We start from the raw sequence: 18,090 nt of genomic DNA, 5'->3' as shown, positions 1-18,090 counted from the left end.
GCTTCTTCGGAAGCTGCGGCCCCTCTGCGGCCCGGATATATGGCCCCGAGCCTCCAATTCCGACCGGGTGCCGGTATCCCGGATGCGCAGCTGCCGGGAGACCTCAAGCCGGTTCCGGCCCGGAGGCGTCAACGGCTGGATACTATCCTGCGGGCGGCCACTCTCCGTCGAATAGGGCAATTGCTCAGGTCCGGTCTAGTCCAGCGCTGATCTTGAGGCCGCCAGGCCGCCGGGACCCGAACGCGAGCAGCTTGTGGTTGCAGAGGGCCATTTGGCCCGGTACCTGACCACGTCCCTAAGCCGGTCTCACCAAGGGGCGACAGGCACACCACCGCCGCGCGAAGGACGTTTTCCAAGGGCACCCTCGGCAGCGGCTGCCGGGCCATCCAAAACCTGCCGGACAGGCTGCCGGGACGGCTGATCGTCAGAAGCGCTCGTGCCGCGGATACTCCGGGCAGCTGGTGATGAACACCTGCGCGATCAGCGGTGCGGCATATCCGTTCCGCAACATAGGCTTTTTCAGTCACAGCCAGGACGGCGCGCCACCGCAGCGCCGCATGTCCGAAAGGAGTGGCGCCCCCCGCGCGCCGCGCGCGCACCGCCAGGGTATCACCCGAAACCCGGCCGGTCATCGACAGAAGCCGGCCCGCTCGGCCACTCTGTATGGCAACGAAACGTGCAGACGCGGTGAACACTTTGACCAAGATCGACAAGATCGAGACGACCATCCTCGAAATCCCCACCATCCGCGGGCACGTGCTGTCCATGGCGACGATGCGGACGCAGACCGCGGTTCTGGTTTCGATCCGCTTTTCGGACGGCTCGGAGGGCGTGGGTGAGGGGACCACGATTGGCGGGCTGAGCTATGGGGCCGAAAGCCCGGAGAGCATCCAGTCCGCGATCGAGACCTATATCGCCCCGGCCCTGCTGGGCCGGAGCGGCGACGATGTGAACGGCGCGATCCAGCTGGCCGACGAGCTGGTGCAGGGCAACCGCATCGCCAAGACCGCGGTCGAGATCGCGCTGTGGGACGGGCTGGGCAAGCGGCTGGGCGTGCCGGTGTCGCAGCTGTTCGGCGGCGCCGTGCATGACCGGCTGCCGGTGGCCTGGACGCTGGCCTCGGGCAATTCGGAGACCGACATCGCCGAAGCGCAGGAGATGATCGAAAGCCGCCGCCACAACATCTTCAAGCTGAAGATCGGCAAGCGGCCGGTGCGCGAGGACGTCGCGCACGTGGCCCGCATCAAGGCCGCCGTGGGCGATGCCGCCAGCATCCGCGTGGATGTCAACCAGGCGTGGAGCCTGCAGGAGGCGCGCTGGGGGCTGAAGGGGCTGCAGGAGGCAGGTTGCGAGCTGGTCGAGCAACCGGTGCGGGCGCGCTGCCGCAAGGCGATGGCCGGGCTGGCACAAGGCTACGAGATTGCCGTCATGGCGGACGAGATGCTGAACGGGCCGGAAGATGCGCTGGCGGCGGTGTCGGATGCGGCGGCCGATGTCTTTGCCGTAAAGATCGCCCAGTCCGGCGGGCTGAAGCGTGCGTCCGAGGTCATCGCGATCGGGCAGGCAGCCGGGCTTGGCCTTTATGGCGGCACCATGCTGGAAACCGGGTTGAGCACCGCTGCGGCACTGCAGCTGTTTTCGACCGTCGAAACCCTGCATTGGGGCACCGAGCTGTTCGGCCCGCTGCTGCTCACCGAGGACATTCTCGCCGAGCCGGTCGTCTACCGCGATTTCTGCGCCGAGATCCCCCGGGGCAACGGGATCGGCGCCGTGCTCGACCCCGGCAAGATCGAATTTTACCGCCGGGACCGGACCCGTACCACCGCCGCCGTGGCCGGCAGCTGACCGGCGACCCGGGCTAACGCAATCAACGCCGCTCAGGCAGCACAACGCCGCGGCACCAGGGAGGAGACCCGCTTATGTTCACCCAATCCAACCTCGATGAACTGCAAGGCCGTCTCGACGGCATGGTGCAGGATGATCCGGAAAATGGCATCTTCCGGGCGCGCCGCGACATGTTCACGGACGAGGAACTGTTTGAACTGGAGATGAAGCACATCTTCGAAGGCAACTGGATCTACATGGCGCACGAAAGCCAGATCCCGGAGCCGGGCGACTACTTCACCTTGCACATGGGCCGCACCCCGGTGGTGATCACCCGCGACAAGGAAGGCGGGCTGCACGCGCTGGTCAACGCCTGTTCGCACCGGGGCGCGATGCTGTGCCGCTTCAAGAAGCGGAACCAGAAGACTTTCACCTGCCCGTTCCACGGGTGGACCTTCTCCAACACCGGCAAGTTGCTGAAGGTGAAGGACCCCAAGGGCGCGGGCTACCCGGAGCAGTTCAACAAGGACGGCAGCCACGACCTTACCCGGGTTGCCCGCTTCGAGAACTACCGCGGGTTCCTGTTCGGCTCGCTCAACGCAGATGTGCAGCCGCTGGAGGACTACCTGGGCGAAGCGCGGCACATGATCGACATGATTGTCGATCAGGCCGATGACGGCCTGGAAGTGCTGCGCGGCGCATCGACCTACACCTATGACGGCAACTGGAAGCTGCAGGCCGAAAACGGCGCCGACGGCTATCACGTGTCCTCCGTGCACTGGAACTACGTGGCGACCACCGCGCACCGCACCGAAGACGGCAAGGACGACAACATCAAGGCAACCGACGCCTCGAAATGGGCCAAGCAGCGCGGCGGCTTCCATTCCTACGTGAACGGCCACCTGCTGCTGTGGACCGAATGGAACGACCCGAGCAACCGGCCGAATTACCCGCGGCTGGAGGAGTGGACCGCGAAGTTCGGCAAGACCAAGGCGGAATGGATGGTGGGCGTGCTGCGCAACCTGTGCCTCTACCCGAACGTCTTCCTGATGGATCAGTTCAGCTCGCAGATCCGCGTGTTCCGCCCGATCAGCCCGGATAAGACCGAGGTCACCATCTACTGCATCGCCCCGAAAGGGGAGAGCCAGGAAGCGCGCACCCGCCGGATCCGCCAGTACGAGGACTTCTTCAACGCCTCCGGCATGGCGACGCCGGATGACACCGAGGAATTCCGCGCCACTCAGCGCGGTTATGCCGGCGCGGCCCATGCCAAGTGGAACGACCTGACCCGCGGCGCCAGCCAGTGGATCGAAGGTCCGGACGAGGATGCCAGGGCGCTGGGGGTGAGCCCGATCCTGTCCGGCGCCCGGACTGAGGATGAGGGGCTGTTCGTGATCCAGCACACCCAATGGGCCGAACGGATGGCCCAGGCCATCGCCAAGGAACGCGAAACCGCGCCCGCGACGCCCGTCGCGGCAGAGTGAGGAGAACCGACCATGAGCATTGCCACGCTTGAAAACCCTGCCGCCGACACCGCGCTGAGCTTCGACGAGATTCAGGCCTTCCTCTTTGCCGAAGCCCGCGCGCTGGACGACCGCGACTGGGACACCTGGCTGACGTTTTACCACAAGGACTGCCCGTTCTGGATGCCGGCCTGGGATGACGAGGACCTGCTGACCGAGGATCCGCAGAACGAGATGTCGCTGATGTACTATCCCGACCGGGCGGGCATCGAGGACCGGGTGTTCCGGATCAAGACCGACCGCTCCTCCGCCACGTCGCTGCCGGAACCGCGCACCTCGCACAACATCTCCAACATCGAGGTGCTGAGCCGGGAGGGGGCGGAGATCAGGCTGCGGTTTAACTGGCACACGCTGTCCTACCGCTACGGCGAGACGGATCAGCACTGGGGCACGTCGTTTTACACGGTCAGCACCGGCGGGGCGAAGCCGCTGATCACCTCCAAGAAGGTGATCCTGAAGAACGACCGGATCCACCACGTGATCGATGTCTACCACATCTGACCCGGGCCCCGGCCTGCGGAAACGGACCTGCGCGCACCCCGGCCGGGTGCGCGGACAAGGGAGGAGTTTGCCATGACGACCTACAATGTTGCCCTGAACTTCGAGGATGGCGTGACCCGAGTCATCCAGTGCGACGACGATGAGAAGGTGACCGAAGCGGCCTTCCGCCAAAAGATCAACATCCCGATGGACTGCCGCGACGGCGTTTGCGGCACCTGCAAGTGCTTCGCCGAAAAGGGGGAATACGACCTCGAGTTCTACATGGACGAGGCGATGACCGAGGAGGAGGCGGAAGAGGGCTACGTGCTGACCTGCCAGATGACGCCCGAAAGCGACTGCGTCATCCGGGTGCCGGCCTCCTCTGCCGTATGCAAGACCGCGCCGGAAACCGTCGGGGGCGAGGTGCTGGGCGTGGACCGCCTGTCGGAGACATCTTTCAGGCTGCGGGTGAAGCTGGCCAGGCCGATGAGCTTTCTGCCCGGCCAGTATGTCAACCTCAGCGTGCCGGGCACCGGCACGCACCGCTCCTACTCCTTCTCGTCGGCGCCTGGCGCCAGCGAGGCCAGCTTCCTGATCCGCAACCTGCCAGGCGGGATGATGAGCAGCTACCTTGGCGAGCAGGCGCGGCCCGGCGATGCGCTGACCCTGACCGGCCCGATGGGCGCCTTCTACCTGCGCCCGATGGAGCGGCCGCAGCTGTGGCTGGCAGGCGGCACCGGCCTTGCGCCTTTCATGTCGATGCTGGAGCAGCTCGCCGCGCAGGGCAGCGATCAGCCGGTCACACTCTATTACGCGGTGACCCGCGCCGCCGACCTGGTGGAGCTGGAGCGGGTCCGGGCCCTCGCCGGGCAGATCGGCAATGTCTCTGTCATCACCATTCTGGCGGCGGAAGAGGATACGCATGAGCGCAAGGGCTTCGTCACCGACCACGTGACCGCCGAAGAGCTCAACGGCGGCGACTGTGACGTCTACCTCTGCGGCCCGCCGCCGATGGTGGAGGCGGTGCGGAGCCATTTCGGCAAGCTCGGCGTCGCGCCCGCACATTTCCATTTCGAGAAGTTCAACCCGACCGAGGCGGAGGCCGAAGCCGCATGACACGCCGTTTCGAAAACAAGGTGATGGTGGTGACCGGCGCGGCGCAGGGGATCGGCCGCCGGGTCGCGGAACGCGCCGCCGCCGAAGGCGCGCGGGTGATGGTCGTGGACCGCTCGCCCGCCCGCGGCGAGGTTGTAGAAGCAATCCGCAACGCCGGGGGCACAGCCGAGGCGGTGTCCGTGGATCTGGAGACCTGGGAGGGTTGCGAACAGGCCATCGCGGCAGCGGTGGAGACATGGGGCCGCATCGACATTCTGGTCAACAACGTCGGCGGCACAATTTGGGCCAAGCCCTTTGAGTGCTACGAGCCGCAGCAGATCGGCGCCGAGCTGCGCCGGTCGCTGTTTCCCACCCTCTACTGCTGCCGCGCAGCCATCGGGCGGATGCTGCCGCAGGGCGCAGGCGTGATCGTCAACGTCTCGTCGATCGCCACCCGCGGCCTCAACCGTGTGCCCTACGCCGCGGCCAAGGGCGGGGTGAATGCGCTCACCGCGAGCCTTGCCTGGGAAGTGGCCGAGCGCGGCATCCGCGTGGTCGCGGCCGCGCCGGGCGGCACCGAGGCGCCGCCGCGCGTGGTGCCGCGCAATCCCAATGCTGAGGAGGAGCAGCGGGAGGATTGGTACCAGACCATCGTCGACCAGACGGTGCAGTCGTCGTTCATGAAACGCTATGGCACGCTTGACGAGCAGGCAGGACCGATCCTGTTCCTGGCATCGGACGATGCGTCCTACATCACCGGCGTCACCGTGCCGGTGGGCGGAGGAGATCTGGGATAGTCCCGGACCTGTCCCGGGGCCAGCCCCGGGCCAGACCCTGAGGAGGGGTCTGACTGAACTAAGTGGAGGAACTCAAAAATGAAACGCGCAATCCTGGCGGCCCTCGGGCTCGCCACCAGCCTTGCTGTGCCTGCAACGGCCGGGGAAAACGTCAAGGTCGGCCTGCTGCTGCCCTTTTCCGGCGTCTATGCAGCGCTTGGCAACGATATCGAGGCAGGCTTCAGCTTGGCACTGGAGCAGTTCGGAGATGAGGCCGGCGCCAGCTTTGAAGTTGTCCGCGAGGATACCGAGGTGAAGCCGCCGGTGGCGCTTGGCAAGGCCAAGAAGCTGATCCTGCAGGACAAGGTGGACGTGATGGCGGGCATCGTCAGCTCGGGCGTGCTGGGGGCGGTGCGCGACATGGTGCATGGCGCCGGCGTGCCGCTGATTGTGGCCAATGCCGGCAATGACGAGGCGACCGGGGCCAACTGTTCCCCCTTCATTACCCGCATGTCCTTCTCCAACGGCCAAGTGAACCGGCCGATGGGGCAGTGGATGCACGATCAGGGTATCCGCAAGGTCTATACCTTGGCCCCGGATTACGCGGCAGGCCGGCAGATGATCGGCGGCTTCGTGGAGACCTTCACCGCCGCGGGCGGCGAGATCGTGGGGCAGGAGTTCACGCCGTTTCAGAAAACCCAGGATTTCGGCCCCTACCTGGCGCAGGCCAAGGCCAGCGGCGCCGAGGCGGTGTTCGTGTTCTATGCCGGCGGCGAAGCGATTTCCTTTGTCAAACAATATGACAGCTTCGGGCTCAAGGCGGATCTGCCGCTTTATGGCTCCGGTTTCCTGACTTCGCCGCTTTATGTCAACGCCGAAGGGCCGGCAGCCGAGGGCGTGATCACCGCGCTGCATTATGTGCCGACCATCGAAAATGCCGCCAATGCGGCCTTTGTCGAGGCCTTCACCGCCCGCACCGGCCGGGTGCCATCGGAATATGCGGTGCATGGCTATGACGCCGGCCGGGCGCTGATCGAGGCGGTAAAGACCGGCGCCGGCGGCCGGGCGGACCTGGCCAATGCGCTGCGGCAGGTGAGTTTTGACGGGCCGCGCGGCAAGCTGGCCATCGATGCCGCGACCAACAACGTGATCCAGCCGGTCTATGTCTACGAGACCGTTGCTGGCGCCGAGGGACTGACCCAAAAGGTTCTGGCCGAACTGCCGGCAGAGGCCGACCCGGCCAACGGCTGCGAGATGGACCCCGTTTCCAACTGACACTTCCGCCCGGCTGTCCCGCGGGCAGCCGGGCCTGCTTTCGGAGGAGGCCGAAACAATGACACTCGATCCCGGTTTCTGGGCGCTGCAGGCGCTCAACGCGCTACAGCTCTCGATGCTGCTCTTTCTTCTGTCCATTGGCCTGACGGTCATTTTCGGGCTGATGAATTTCGTCAATCTCGCGCATGGCTCGCTCTATGCCCTGGGGACCTACTTCGCCGCGTCGCTGGCCGCGGTGGGCGGCTACTGGATGGGGTTTTTTCTGGCCCCCGTGGCAGTCGCCGGGGTGGGCATCCTGCTTTATTCCGGGCTGATCAAGCGGATGCGCAAATCCGGCCCGATGGCGCAGGTGCTGGTGACATTCGGCCTGATCTTTGCGCTCCTGGACCTGACGCGGATCTTCTGGGGCGACCTGGCGCTGGCGATCGAGCTGCCCGCGCTGCTCGAAGGGCGTGTCGCGCTCTTCGGCATCGAATACCCGGCCTACCGCCTGTTCATCATCGCCCTGGGCGGCGCGATCTTTGCAGCGCTGGCCTTCGTGCTCGGCCGCACCCAGATCGGCGCGATGATCCGCGCAGGCGTCGACAATGACGAAATGGCGGCCTGCCTCGGCATCAACGTCGAGCGGTTGTTCTTCGCCGTCTTCTGCATCGGCTGCGCGCTGGCGGGGCTGGCCGGCGTGGTCGCCGCGCCTTTGCTCAGCGTGACGCCGGACATGGGGCTGCAGATCCTGATCCCGACGCTGATCGTCATCGTGATTGGCGGCCTGGGTTCGCTCAAGGGCGCGATCGCCGGCTCGCTGATCTATGGTTTCGTGCAGACCTTCGGCGCAGTGCTGGCGCCGCAGCTCGCCTCCGTTCTCATCTATGCGCTGCTGGCGGCGGTCCTGGTGACCCGTCCGCAGGGCCTCTTTCCCGCGAAAGGATAAGCTGATGTTCCGGCATTCTCGCTTCCGCTATGCATCCTTGGCTCTGCTGGCCGGTGCGGCCCTGTTTCAGGCGCTCACGGCGGAATATTTCGGCCTCGAGATCCTCACCGAAATCCTGATCCTCGCCATCCTGGTGCTGGCGCTGGACATGGTGGCGGGCTTCGGCGGCATGGTGTCGCTCTGCCACGGCGCGCTGATGGGCGCGGGTGCCTACGCCTATGCGATCCTGTCGGCCAAGGCCGGGCTGGCGCCTGCCGCGGCGATGGCCGGGGCAATGGCGCTGAGCGGTGCGGCGGCCTGGCTGATCGGCGCGGTCTGTGCGCGCAGCCACGGGATCTACTTCATCATGGCGACGCTGGCCTTCGGCCAGATGGCCTATTCCTACGTTTTCGAGGCGCCTTTCCTCGGCGGCGATGATGGGCTGGGCGGCATCTCCCGGCTGGATCTGAGCGCGATCGGCATCGACCTCAACGACAGCCGCATGTTCGCTCTGTTCTGCCTGGCGGTGCTGGCGGCGGTCTACGGCGCGGCGGTGTTGATCCTGCGCTCCGGCCTCGGCCGGTCATTCTGCGGGATCAAGCACAACGAGCAGCGGATGCGCGCGCTGGGCCTCACCGTGTGGCGCGTGAAGGCGGATATCTTCGGCCTGTCCGGTGCGGTTGCCGGGCTGGCCGGGGCGCTGGCGGCCCAGCACATCATGTACATCTCGCCCGGCCTGCTGGGCTGGACCGTCTCCGGCGAGGCGCTGGTGGTGGTGATCCTTGGAGGCCTGGGCACTCTGATCGGACCGCTCGCCGGGGCGGCCGTCTTTGTCGTGCTGAAGCACGAGTTGAGTGCCGTCACGAGCCACTGGCACTTGATCGTCGGGGGTCTGCTCATCGCGGTGGTAATGAGCCGGGCCAACGGCATCTTCGGCTGGCTCGAAGCAAGATGGCAGGCATGGGGCGGCGGCCGCCGCCCGGCAGCGCCTGCCCGCAAACCGCAGACCGAGGAGGCCGTGAACGATGCTTGAGACACGTAACCTGGACAAGAGATTTGGCGCGGTTCACGTCACCCGCGACGTCTCATTGAAGCTGGAGCGCGGCGAGCGCCGGGTGATCCTGGGGCCCAACGGCGCGGGCAAGACCACGCTGTTCAACCAGTTGGCAGGAGAGCTGACCCCCGACAGCGGCGCGATCCTTCTGGATGGCACCGATGTGACTCCCCTAGGCGTGGCCCAGCGCGCCCGCCGGGGCCTGTCGCGCAGCTATCAAAAGAACACGCTGTTCGACGGGCTGACGGTGGCGGAAAACCTGGGCCTCGCCGCGGCGGTCCGCTGCGGCTGTGCAACCCGGCTGCGGGCCGATAGCCTGGCCCGCCCCGAGGTGCGCGAAACCGTGGCCGAGGTGGCGGAGCAGACGGGTCTTGTGCCCTGCCTGCAGGCGCGGGTGTCGGACATCAGCTATGGCGTGCGCCGCCAGCTGGAGGTCGGCGTGGCGCTGGCCACCCGGCCGCTGGTGCTTTTGATGGACGAGCCCACCAGCGGCGTGGGGCCGGAGATGGCAAAGGGGTTTCACCGCCTGCTGAACAACCTGCCGCGCGATCTGACCATGCTGATCATCGAACATGACATGGACCTGGCTTTTGACGTGGCCGACAGCATCACGGTGCTGAACTATGGCGAGGTGGTCTTTAACGGCCTGCCGGGAGCGGCGCGCGGATCGGCGCTGCTCAAGGAAATCTATCTGGGGAGCTGGGAAAATGCTTGAACTGGACGCTGTTGAATCCGGCTATGGCGAGACGCAGGTGCTGCACCGGATGAGCCTGACGGCCCGGAAAGGCCGGGTGCTGGCGGTCTTGGGCCGCAACGGGGCAGGGAAATCGACCACCCTGAAAACCATCATGGGGCTCTTGCCGCGGCGGGCAGGGGACATCCGTTTCGAGGGGCAGCCGATTGCCGCGCAACCCTTTGACGTGGCGAAGGCGGGCATCGCCTATGTGCCGGAAACACGGGACATTTTCCCCTCGCTCAGCGTGCGCGAAAATCTGGAGCTGGTCTCCAAGCGGTTCGGCGGCCGGGCAGCGGAGGGCGGCTGGACGGTCGGGAGGGTGCTGGAGCTGTTCCCGCGGCTGGGGGAGCGGCTGGACAATGGCGGCACCGAGCTGTCGGGCGGCGAGCAGCAGATGCTGGCGATTGCCCGGGCGCTTCTGATGAACCCGCGGCTGCTGATCCTGGACGAGCCTACCGAAGGGCTGGCGCCGATCATCGTGAAACTGATCCATGATAAGCTGAATGAACTGAAGGAAGCCGGCCTGCCGATGATCCTGGTGGAGCAGAACTTCGGCTTTGCCACCTCGCTGGCGGATGATGCCGTGGTGGTCAGCAAGGGGCAGGTGGTCTGGACCGGCACCGCGCAGGAGATCCGCACCGACGAGCAGGCTCAGCATGACTGGCTGGGTGTGTGAAAGACAGCTGCCACACCGGATTGCCCGGCCAACGGAAAGGAGCACCAGATATGCAGTATTTTCTTGAGGGGTTCCGGCCGGGCGATCCGGATATTTTCGACCCGGCGCCGGGCGCCGCGGAAGCGGAAGCGGACGCCTCAGACGGGCTGCCGCAGCAGGTGGATGTCCTCATCGCCGGATGCGGCCCGGCGGGGCTCACCCTGGCGGCGCAGCTGGCGGCCTTTCCTGAAATCACCACCCGGATCGCCGAGCAGAAGCCGGGCCCGATGGAGAAGGGTCAGGCTGACGGGGTGTCCTGCCGGTCGATGGAGATGTTCAACGCTTTCGGCTTTGCCGGGAAGGTCATGCGCGAGGCCTATTGGGTGAACGAGGCGGCCTTTTGGGTGCCGGATCCGGAAGGCCGCCGCGGGATCGTCCGCAACGGCCGGGTCCGGGATGTCGAGGACGGCCTCAGCGAGATGCCGCATGTGATCCTCAACCAGGCGCGGGTGCATGAAATGTACCTCGAAGTGATGCGCAACGCCCCCACCCGGATGAGGCCGGACTATGGGCGGCGGCTGGTTGACGTGCAGGTGGATCCCGGTGCGGGCAGCCATCCCGTGACCGTCACGCTGGAACGCAGCGCCGGGGCGGGGGCGGTGCATCAGGAGGTGGTGCGGGCGCGTTATCTCGTCGGGTGCGATGGCGCGCGCAGCGCGGTGCGCAAGGCGATCGGGCGCGGGCTGGAGGGTGAGGCGGCCAACCATGCCTGGGGCGTGATGGACGTGCTTGCGGTAACCGATTTCCCCGACATCCGGTTCAAGTCGCTGGTCCGCTCGGCCGAAGAGGGCACGCTGCTGATCATCCCCCGCGAAGGCGGCTATCTGGTGCGGCTGTACATCGAAATGGACAAACTGGCCGAAGACGAGCGGGTGGCGCAGCGCAACATCACGCTGGAGGACTTGATCGCGGCGGCCAAGCGGATCTTTGCGCCCTACAGTTTTGAGGTCAGGGAAACCCCCTGGTGGTCCGTCTACGAAATCGGTCAGCGCCTGTGCCGCAAGTTCGACGATGTGCCGGAAGACGCAGAGCGGCAGCGGCTGCCCCATGTGTTCATAGTCGGCGATGCCTGCCACACCCACAGCCCCAAGGCGGGGCAGGGCATGAATGTCTCGATGGGGGATGCGTTCAATCTCGGCTGGAAGCTGGCGGCTGTGCTGCGCGGACAGGCAAGGCCGGAGCTGTTGCACAGCTACTCCGCGGAACGGCAGGCGGTGGCGCAGGACCTGATCGATTTCGACCGGGACTGGGCACGCATCATGTCCGAGCGCAAGCAGGACGCGGCGGGCGGCGATACGCCGGAGTTTCAGAAATACTTTATCGAGCACGGGCGCTACACGGCCGGGGTCGCGGTGAAATACGCCCCTTCAGTCATCACTGCCGGGGATGAAAATCGGGCGCTGGCCAAGGGGGTCGAGCTGGGGGCCCGCTTCCATTCGGCGCCGGTCACCCGGTTTTTCGACGGCAAGCCGATGCACCTGGGGCATGTGGTAAAGGCGGATGGCCGCTGGCGGCTGTTTGCCTTTGCCGGCCGCCTGGATGCCGCCGGCCGGGCGCCGAGGCTGGCGGGGTTCTGCGATTTCGTGATGGAGGCCGCCGACTCGCCGCTGCGCCGGTTCACGCCGCCCGGATCCGATATCGACAGCCTCATTGACCTGCGCGCGGTGTTCCAGGAGCACCACCACGTGCTGCAGGCGGAAAACCTGCATCCGCTGCTGATGCCGCGCAAGGGGCGGTACGGGCTGACCGACTATGAAAAGGTTTTCTGTGCCGGGAGCGGGGCGGAGGACATATTCGATCTCCGCGGTATTGACCGGGCGCAGGGCTGCGTTATCGCGGTCCGGCCAGATCAGCACGTGGCAGGGATCTTCGCGCTGGATGACGGCGCCGCGCTTGGCCGTTTTTTCGATGGGTTCCTGCGCCAGGCGGCCCCGGACTGAGCAGGCCGGGCGGTTCCCCCCCGGCGCCGGGCGCCCCCGGCCGGCGGTCACAGCGTCTTGCGGGCCACGAGTTGGGCAAGCCGGATGAAGTTGTGGACATGCACCCCCTGTTCGTCCAGCCGGTAGTTCACCGACAAGGCCGTGCGCGCGATCTCCGGGTATATCCTCAGGAACTTGATCCCCTTGCGGGGCGCCAGAGCGACCGTCTCCGGGACGATGCAGACGCCTTCGCCTATCGACACAAGGCTCAGCGCGGTATGGAGATCCATGCACCAGAGCCGCAGCGGCACCTCGAAGCCTGCATTTTCGCAAGCCGTCAGGACGACATCGGCATAGCTTGGCCGCGGATGTTCCGGGTAGAGGATCAGGTTGTGGGTGGCCAGGCGTTCCAGCCGGGCGACGCTGCGCGATCCCGTGTCGACTGCGTCCGGCAGCGCGAGGATCAGCCGCTCCTCCATCAGCTCCCTGGTCTGGAACTCCGGATCCTTCAGCGCCGGGCGGGCAAAGGCCACGTCCAACTCGCGGGCCACCAGCGCCCGGTGCAGCTGGGCATTGTTCATTGGGGTGAGGCTGAGGTTCACCTCCGGGTAATTGGCACGGCATGACTTGATGATGTTGGGCAGGATGCCGAAGGTCGCCGAACCGACAAAGCCGATGCGCAGCCGCCCCTCGGCTCCCTGGCCAAGCCTGCGGACTTCCAGCTTGGTGTCCTCGAGCTGGGTGAGGATGGATTTGCCGCGCTCCAACAGGCGCTCCCCGGCCTGCGTCAGGCTGGTCGCGCTGCGGCCGCGGTTGAACAGGATGGCACCCAGCTCCTCCTCGAGCTGCTTGATCTGGCGGCTCAGCGGCGGCTGAGCGATGTCCAGCCGTTCGGCCGCGCGCCCGAAATGCAACTCTTCGGCGACGGCGATGAAGTACGTCAGCTGCTTGAAGTTCATGGGTTTCCTCCCCTTTGAAGTTATAGACGCTCCGGGGAACGAAAAAAGGCCCCCGTCAGGCGGGGGCCGAAGTTGGGGAAGAAACCCTGGTCACTCCGCTGCCAGGGGACTTTCGCTGGCCGCGGCCTTCAGCACGAAGTCGAACTCGAAGTGCAGATCGGTGCCCAGTTCCTCGGGAGCCGGATTGAACTTTCCGATCAGGCTTTTCTTCACCGCAAAGACGCTGTCGTCCTCCAGCCAGGCGCTGTCGGCGTCGTAGATCTGGCTGATCAGCGGGCGGTAGCCGTCCCTGGAGATGATGAAGTGCATGTGGCCCGGGCGGTTCGGGTGGTGGCCCATAAAGCGCAAAAGCTCGCCCGCGGTCTCGTCATCCGGGATCGGATAGGGCACCGGGCGCACCGCCACAAAGGCATAGTGGCCGTTCTCGTCGGTCTCGAAGCGGCCGCGCAGGTTGTACTCCGGCTGGTCCGGGTCGAGGTTTTCGTAGACGCCGTTGGGGGCGTCCTCCCAGACATCAAGCGTCACGCCGGCGATGCCGTTGCCGTTCTCGTCCCGGATATAGCCTTCGTAATAGGCGGTTTCCTCGTTTTCGAAGTGCTTCTGGATGGTCGATGCGCCCTTGGGCAGGACCGGCGGGTTTTCGCGGTAGAACGGCCCCAGCACGGTGGATTCGCTTTCGTTGCCTTCGACCGGGTTGGTCATCATGTCGACCAGCACCTCGACCCCCAGGATGTCCCCCAGAAGGATGAATTCCTGCCGGTTGTCGTCGCAGAGCTGACCGGCCCGCGCGAGATAGCCGCAGGCCGCCAGAAACTCGCTGTGCTGCAATTTGACGTCTTTGACGAAACCGTGCAGGTGTTTGATCAGCGAGATCATGATCTCGCGTTCACGGCCGGTGATGTCGCCGTGCTTGCCGAGGCTGCCGATGACCACCTCGGTGATGTTGTCTGCGTTTACGATGCCCATGGGTTTCCTCCACAACTGGCTTTCCTGGCTTGGACGGGGGCGGCGCTCCGCCCGCTTGAGCCTCACCCTCCAGCGAATTCGCCGTGAAACCAATGCCGCTGCCGGTATTGCCTGATACCCCGCCCGCTCGGGCGGAGCGCCGACAGCCTGGCGGGCCGGTCCCAGAGTATCACGCAATACCCGCCGTGGCATGGCGGAACCGGCCGTCTCCATGGAAGCTGGGGCAAAGCAATCATGCAGGAAGGAGGCCAAGGTGCTGGACACATTCAAAACCATTCAGGACCGGCTGAACGGCACGCCGCATCTGCTGCGTCTGGGGCGGCTGTTTTCGGAAACCGTGCTTGTGGAGGTCGACGGCAGTGAAATCTACCTGATCTTCGAAAAGGGGCAGCTCGTCTCCGTAACTCCGGGGCCGAGCAAGAAAACGCCCTGGCGGTTCGCGCTGCGCACCGATGCTGGAGCGCTGGCGGAGTTCTGGCAGCCGCGTCCCAAGCCTGGCTTTCACGACATCTTCGGTCTGGTCAAGATTGGCCGCGGCCGGGTCGACGGCGACATCCTCGCCCTCGTCAAGAACCTGCGCTTCTTCAAGGAAGTGCTGGCCCTGCCGCGGCAGGAAAAGGAGGCGGCAGCATGAGCATCGATCCCATCACCGGGCGGTATCTGACCGTCACCGTCGAGGGCGCGCCGCGCCGGATCTATTTCGAAGAGGCAGGGCAGGGGCGCCCGGTGCTGTGCCTGCACACTGCCGGCGCGGATACCCGCCAGTGGCGCCACCTCATGAACGATGCGGGTATCACCAAAGGCAACCGCCTGATCGCCTTTGACATGCCATGGCACGGCAAGTCGCTGCCGCCCGAAGGGTTCCAGACGCAGGAATACCTGCTGACCACCGACGCCTATATCGAGACGGTGCTGGCGGTGATCGACGGCTTGGGGCTGGTGCGTCCGGTGCTGGCGGGCTGTTCCATGGGCGGGCGTATCGCCCTGCAGCTCGCGGCGCTGCACCCGGAGAAATTCAGCGGTTTCATCGCCATCGAGGCTTCTGATTTCCAGCCCGCATGGTACGAGATCGACTGGTTCCATCGCCCGGACGCGCACGGCGGCGAAATGGGCGCGGCGCTGGTGTCCGCCAATATCTCTCCCTTTGCGCCGGATGCTGAACGCTGGAACACGCTGTGGATGTTCATGCAGAGCGGCCCCGGCGTGTTCCGCGGCGACCTCTCCTTCTACACCAGAGATGAAAGCCTGATTGCGCGCTTGCCGTCGATCAATACCGCCAGGACGCCGGTGCATATCATCGCGGGGGCCTATGACCTCACCTGCACGCCGGAAGACGCGCGGCGCACGGCCGAGGCGATCCCGGGCGCGACGCTCGCCATTATGGACGAGCTGGGCCACTTCCCGATGAGCGAACACCCCGTAGGCTTCCGGCCGTACTTTGCGGCGGCGCTGGAGAAGATGCCAGCCCGCGCGCCGGAGGCCGCCTGACCCTCGAACCACCCAGGGAGGAGACCTCATGTGCAAGAATTTCGATACTCCATGTCCGGGCTGCACCCGCCGGACAAGGGATGAGGCCGAATGGATGTTCTTCTCCGAGGGTGAAATGCGGCGGTTGCACGGCGCAGCCCCGGAACCGGAACAGCGGGGGAGAGGACAGGCCGCAGTGGCTCAGCCCCCCTTCGGGCCGCCGCCTGCCGATGCGCTGATAACCCGGGAAACCTGAAGGACGACATGACCAAACCTTGCATCATCTGTGTGGCAATCACGGGCAGCCTGCCCCGCAAAGCCAACAACCCCGCCGTGCCGATCTCCGTGCAGGAACAGATCGACTCCACCCACGCTGCCTTCGAGGCCGGCGCCAGCATCGTTCATGCCCATGTGCGCAACGATGATGAGACGCCGTCGTCGGATCCGGAAAAATTCGCGGCGTTGAAAGAGGGCGTCGAGAAACACTGCCCCGGCATGATCGTGCAGTTTTCCACCGGCGGCCGCTCGGGCGCGGGCAAGACACGCGGCGGCATGCTGCCGCTGAAGCCGGACATGGCGTCGCTGTCGGTGGGCTCCAACAATTTTCCGGCGCGCGTGTACGAAAACCCGCCGGAACTTGTGGACTGGCTGGCGGCGGAAATGCTGGCGCATGGCGTAAAGCCGGAAATCGAGGCTTTCGACCTCAGCCACATCCTGAAAGCCAAGGAAATGGCGGACCAGGGCCAGCTGGCGGGCACGCCCTATATCCAGTTCGTGATGGGGGTGAAGAACGCGATGCCCGCGGACAAGCACGTGTTCGACTACTATGTGCAGACCGTAAAGCGCCTGTTCGGCCCGGAGGCGCCCTGGTGCGCGGCGGGGATCGGCGCCCGGCAGATTGTCCTGAATGAATGGGCGGTGGCCGCGGGCGGACATGCCCGCACCGGTCTGGAAGACAACGTCCGCCTCGGCCGCGACACGCTGGCGCCGTCGAACGCCGCGCTGGTGGGCCGCGTGGCGGAAATCTGCGGCCGCCACGGCCGGCCCGTCGCAAGCTGGGCCGAAGCGCGCCGCATCCTGGGGCTGAGCATGCCCAAGGGGCTGGGCGCGGATCAGGCGGCCTGACGCAGAGCTGCCGCCGGGACGATCGGCCCCTCGCCGTAGTTGAGGATGGTCGCGTCGCTGCCGGAATTGTAGAAAATTTCCAACTCGCCGAAGGCCGTGTCTTGGGTGCCGGTCAGCTCGATGTTGTCCTCGGCGGTATCGAAATCTCCGATCTTCTCCCGCCATTGCTTTTCGCCGCTGATGGCGTGGCCGTAGAAGACGAAGATATCCGCCCCCTGGCTTTGCTGCATAAATCCGGCTTGGGATTCACTGCGTGAATCCAGCCTGATAGCTGGAAGCCAAGAGCAGTTGGGTCCCTGCGAAGCACAAGACCACGAACTGACCGTCTTACAATGACGCGCTGAAACAGCGCGGATTGCTGCCAATCTGATTTGACCCGGAGATGATCCGGGTGCAGCCGCCGGGCGGCAGGCGTGGACGCCAGTGCCAGGTCAGCGGCGCCGCGATCCAGACCTGCCTGATGATGAAGGTGCTGTTTGGTATGCCGTTGTGGCAGGCGGCGGGTTTCGTCCGGAGCCTTTTGCGGTTGGCCGGGTTGGACTGGGCTGTCCCGGATTTCAGCCCCCGGTGCCGCCGTCAGAAGACCTTGGACGTGAGCCTGCCCTATCGCAGCGGCACTGGCCCGCTGACCCTCCTCCTCGGCAGCACCGGTAGCAAGGCCGAAGGCGAAGGGGAATGGACCGCAGGCAAGCGCGGCGGCCCGAAACGCCGCATCTGGCGTGAGATACACATAGGCACAGACGCGGAAACGCCGGAAGTGCGCGCCGCCGAGGTCACCGCCAGCACCGCCGGTGTTGCCCCCGTGCTACCCGGACTGCTGAACCAGCTCCCGTCCGATCAGGGCATTGGACCGATCACCGCCGATGGCCTGCGGCACGCGCAAATGCTTTGACGCGATCGCGGCCCGCGGCGCTCATGCCGTCCTCCCGCCGCGCAAGAACGCCAAGTCCTGGAAATCTGCAAGTGCCGGAGCCATCGCCGGGAACGGGGCGGTCAGTGCCTCGCGACACCTCGGCCGCGCCTTCTGGCGGCGATGGAGCGGATACCATCGCCGGAGCCGTGTCGAGAGCAAGATGAACTGGACACCTCCGAAAACCGCGATTTTCTGATGTGCGGGGTAATATGAGCAGCCCTGGGGGGCTGCTACTGCGGCCTGATTGGCTTAGCGCTGTAGGTTCGAGGGGCGTGAGCCGTTAGGCGGGCGCAGTTCGGCTGAGAAGCCGTCGCAATCGGCCCATGTTGCAGACCATGTTGGCCAGAGTAATTGTC

The 18,090-nt window shown here is 65.7% G+C and carries 17 protein-coding genes and 1 pseudogene; 15 read left to right on the top strand and 3 right to left on the bottom strand.

The window, feature by feature from the left end; all coding sequences use genetic code 11:
- The first annotated feature begins 663 nt into the window (after positions 1–663).
- The 11 genes from ACOHX0_RS13270 (at position 664) to ACOHX0_RS13220 (ending at position 12,325) form a co-directional block, all read left to right on the top strand.
- Positions 664–1,845 carry a muconate cycloisomerase family protein gene (locus ACOHX0_RS13270; RefSeq protein ID WP_420677340.1) on the top strand — a complete coding sequence of 394 codons (1,182 nt, stop codon included), beginning with the start codon at positions 664–666 and terminating at the stop codon, positions 1,843–1,845.
- A gap of 74 nt (positions 1,846–1,919) precedes the next feature.
- A complete protein-coding gene (gene benA, locus ACOHX0_RS13265; protein ID WP_420677339.1) occupies positions 1,920–3,308 on the top strand; it encodes a benzoate 1,2-dioxygenase large subunit in 1,389 nt (462 codons plus the stop codon).
- 12 nt (positions 3,309–3,320) lie between these two features.
- A complete protein-coding gene (gene benB, locus ACOHX0_RS13260; RefSeq protein ID WP_420677338.1) occupies positions 3,321–3,848 on the top strand; it encodes a benzoate 1,2-dioxygenase small subunit in 528 nt (175 codons plus the stop codon).
- Between the two features lie 72 nt (positions 3,849–3,920).
- Positions 3,921–4,943: a benzoate 1,2-dioxygenase electron transfer component BenC gene (gene benC / locus ACOHX0_RS13255; RefSeq protein WP_420677337.1), complete on the top strand. Its 1,023-nt coding sequence runs from the start codon at positions 3,921–3,923 to the stop codon at positions 4,941–4,943.
- On the top strand, positions 4,940–5,719 hold the full coding sequence (gene benD / locus ACOHX0_RS13250; protein ID WP_420677336.1) for a benzoate diol dehydrogenase BenD: 780 nt from the start codon (positions 4,940–4,942) through the stop codon (positions 5,717–5,719). The genes benC and benD overlap by 4 nt, the downstream gene beginning before the upstream one ends.
- Positions 5,720–5,797: 78 nt before the next feature.
- A complete protein-coding gene (locus ACOHX0_RS13245; protein ID WP_420677334.1) occupies positions 5,798–6,973 on the top strand; it encodes an ABC transporter substrate-binding protein in 1,176 nt (391 codons plus the stop codon).
- 58 nt (positions 6,974–7,031) lie between these two features.
- Positions 7,032–7,901: a branched-chain amino acid ABC transporter permease gene (locus tag ACOHX0_RS13240; RefSeq protein ID WP_420677333.1), complete on the top strand. Its 870-nt coding sequence runs from the start codon at positions 7,032–7,034 to the stop codon at positions 7,899–7,901.
- Between the two features lie 4 nt (positions 7,902–7,905).
- Positions 7,906–8,913, top strand: a complete 1,008-nt coding sequence (locus ACOHX0_RS13235) for a branched-chain amino acid ABC transporter permease (RefSeq protein WP_420677332.1) — start codon at positions 7,906–7,908, stop codon at positions 8,911–8,913.
- Positions 8,906–9,649: an ABC transporter ATP-binding protein gene (locus ACOHX0_RS13230; protein WP_420677331.1), complete on the top strand. Its 744-nt coding sequence runs from the start codon at positions 8,906–8,908 to the stop codon at positions 9,647–9,649. Before ACOHX0_RS13235 ends, ACOHX0_RS13230 begins: the two co-directional genes overlap by 8 nt.
- The gene (locus ACOHX0_RS13225) at positions 9,642–10,346 is read left to right on the top strand and encodes an ABC transporter ATP-binding protein (protein WP_420677330.1); all 705 of its coding nucleotides are present in this window, start codon (positions 9,642–9,644) and stop codon (positions 10,344–10,346) included. The genes ACOHX0_RS13230 and ACOHX0_RS13225 overlap by 8 nt, the downstream gene beginning before the upstream one ends.
- 50 nt (positions 10,347–10,396) lie before the next feature.
- The gene (locus tag ACOHX0_RS13220; RefSeq protein WP_420677329.1) at positions 10,397–12,325 is read left to right on the top strand and encodes an FAD-binding monooxygenase; all 1,929 of its coding nucleotides are present in this window, start codon (positions 10,397–10,399) and stop codon (positions 12,323–12,325) included.
- Between the two features lie 47 nt (positions 12,326–12,372).
- On the opposite strand, the gene ACOHX0_RS13215 is transcribed toward ACOHX0_RS13220, so the two are convergent.
- Both ACOHX0_RS13215 and ACOHX0_RS13210 read right to left on the bottom strand, forming a co-directional pair.
- Entirely contained in the window at positions 12,373–13,263 is an 891-nt protein-coding gene (locus ACOHX0_RS13215; RefSeq protein ID WP_420677328.1) for a LysR family transcriptional regulator, read from the bottom strand.
- Between the two features lie 90 nt (positions 13,264–13,353).
- Entirely contained in the window at positions 13,354–14,229 is an 876-nt protein-coding gene (locus tag ACOHX0_RS13210; RefSeq protein ID WP_420677327.1) for a dioxygenase family protein, read from the bottom strand.
- Positions 14,230–14,482: 253 nt separating this feature from the next.
- On the opposite strand from ACOHX0_RS13210, the gene ACOHX0_RS13205 reads away from it, so the two are divergent.
- The 3 genes from ACOHX0_RS13205 to ACOHX0_RS13195 all read left to right on the top strand — a co-directional run bounded on the left by ACOHX0_RS13205 (position 14,483) and on the right by ACOHX0_RS13195 (position 16,821).
- Positions 14,483–14,863: a hypothetical protein gene (locus ACOHX0_RS13205; protein WP_420677326.1), complete on the top strand. Its 381-nt coding sequence runs from the start codon at positions 14,483–14,485 to the stop codon at positions 14,861–14,863.
- Positions 14,860–15,717, top strand: coding sequence for an alpha/beta fold hydrolase (locus ACOHX0_RS13200; protein WP_420677324.1), 858 nt, complete (start codon positions 14,860–14,862; stop codon positions 15,715–15,717). Before ACOHX0_RS13205 ends, ACOHX0_RS13200 begins: the two co-directional genes overlap by 4 nt.
- A 243-nt stretch (positions 15,718–15,960) precedes the next feature.
- Positions 15,961–16,821 (top strand): 3-oxoadipate:acetyl-CoA acetyltransferase, encoded by an 861-nt coding sequence (locus tag ACOHX0_RS13195; protein WP_420677323.1) that lies wholly within the window; start codon positions 15,961–15,963, stop codon positions 16,819–16,821.
- Here ACOHX0_RS13195 and ACOHX0_RS13190 read toward each other — a convergent pair.
- Positions 16,809–17,051, bottom strand: coding sequence for a hypothetical protein (locus ACOHX0_RS13190; RefSeq protein ID WP_420677322.1), 243 nt, complete (start codon positions 17,049–17,051; stop codon positions 16,809–16,811). The two genes, ACOHX0_RS13195 and ACOHX0_RS13190, sit on opposite strands and share 13 nt — an antisense overlap.
- A 110-nt stretch (positions 17,052–17,161) precedes the next feature.
- Between ACOHX0_RS13190 and ACOHX0_RS13185 the strand changes: the two are divergent.
- Positions 17,162–17,900: pseudogene (locus ACOHX0_RS13185) on the top strand (IS5 family transposase); the annotation flags it as partial.
- Positions 17,901–18,090 lie beyond the last annotated feature (190 nt).

The organism is Cribrihabitans pelagius, assembly GCF_048820915.1.
Classification (GTDB): Bacteria; Pseudomonadota; Alphaproteobacteria; order Rhodobacterales; family Rhodobacteraceae; genus Cribrihabitans_A; species Cribrihabitans_A pelagius.
This window is presented reverse-complemented; position numbering and strand designations above follow the sequence as displayed.

Bases quoted from the DNA above. Each gene is read 5' to 3' on its own strand.
- benA (WP_420677339.1), top strand. From the start codon at position 1,920: ATGTTCACCCAATCCAACCTCGATGAACTGCAAGGCCGTCTCGACGGC.
- ACOHX0_RS13195 (WP_420677323.1), top strand. From the start codon at position 15,961: ATGACCAAACCTTGCATCATCTGTGTGGCAATCACGGGCAGCCTGCCC.
- ACOHX0_RS13210 (WP_420677327.1), bottom strand. From the start codon at position 14,229: ATGGGCATCGTAAACGCAGACAACATCACCGAGGTGGTCATCGGCAGC.
- ACOHX0_RS13235 (WP_420677332.1), top strand. From the start codon at position 7,906: ATGTTCCGGCATTCTCGCTTCCGCTATGCATCCTTGGCTCTGCTGGCC.
- ACOHX0_RS13220 (WP_420677329.1), top strand. From the start codon at position 10,397: ATGCAGTATTTTCTTGAGGGGTTCCGGCCGGGCGATCCGGATATTTTC.
- ACOHX0_RS13270 (WP_420677340.1), top strand. From the start codon at position 664: ATGGCAACGAAACGTGCAGACGCGGTGAACACTTTGACCAAGATCGAC.
- ACOHX0_RS13200 (WP_420677324.1), top strand. From the start codon at position 14,860: ATGAGCATCGATCCCATCACCGGGCGGTATCTGACCGTCACCGTCGAG.
- ACOHX0_RS13245 (WP_420677334.1), top strand. From the start codon at position 5,798: ATGAAACGCGCAATCCTGGCGGCCCTCGGGCTCGCCACCAGCCTTGCT.
- ACOHX0_RS13225 (WP_420677330.1), top strand. From the start codon at position 9,642: ATGCTTGAACTGGACGCTGTTGAATCCGGCTATGGCGAGACGCAGGTG.
- ACOHX0_RS13230 (WP_420677331.1), top strand. From the start codon at position 8,906: ATGCTTGAGACACGTAACCTGGACAAGAGATTTGGCGCGGTTCACGTC.
- ACOHX0_RS13215 (WP_420677328.1), bottom strand. From the start codon at position 13,263: ATGAACTTCAAGCAGCTGACGTACTTCATCGCCGTCGCCGAAGAGTTG.
- benB (WP_420677338.1), top strand. From the start codon at position 3,321: ATGAGCATTGCCACGCTTGAAAACCCTGCCGCCGACACCGCGCTGAGC.
- ACOHX0_RS13240 (WP_420677333.1), top strand. From the start codon at position 7,032: ATGACACTCGATCCCGGTTTCTGGGCGCTGCAGGCGCTCAACGCGCTA.
- benD (WP_420677336.1), top strand. From the start codon at position 4,940: ATGACACGCCGTTTCGAAAACAAGGTGATGGTGGTGACCGGCGCGGCG.
- ACOHX0_RS13190 (WP_420677322.1), bottom strand. From the start codon at position 17,051: ATGCAGCAAAGCCAGGGGGCGGATATCTTCGTCTTCTACGGCCACGCC.
- benC (WP_420677337.1), top strand. From the start codon at position 3,921: ATGACGACCTACAATGTTGCCCTGAACTTCGAGGATGGCGTGACCCGA.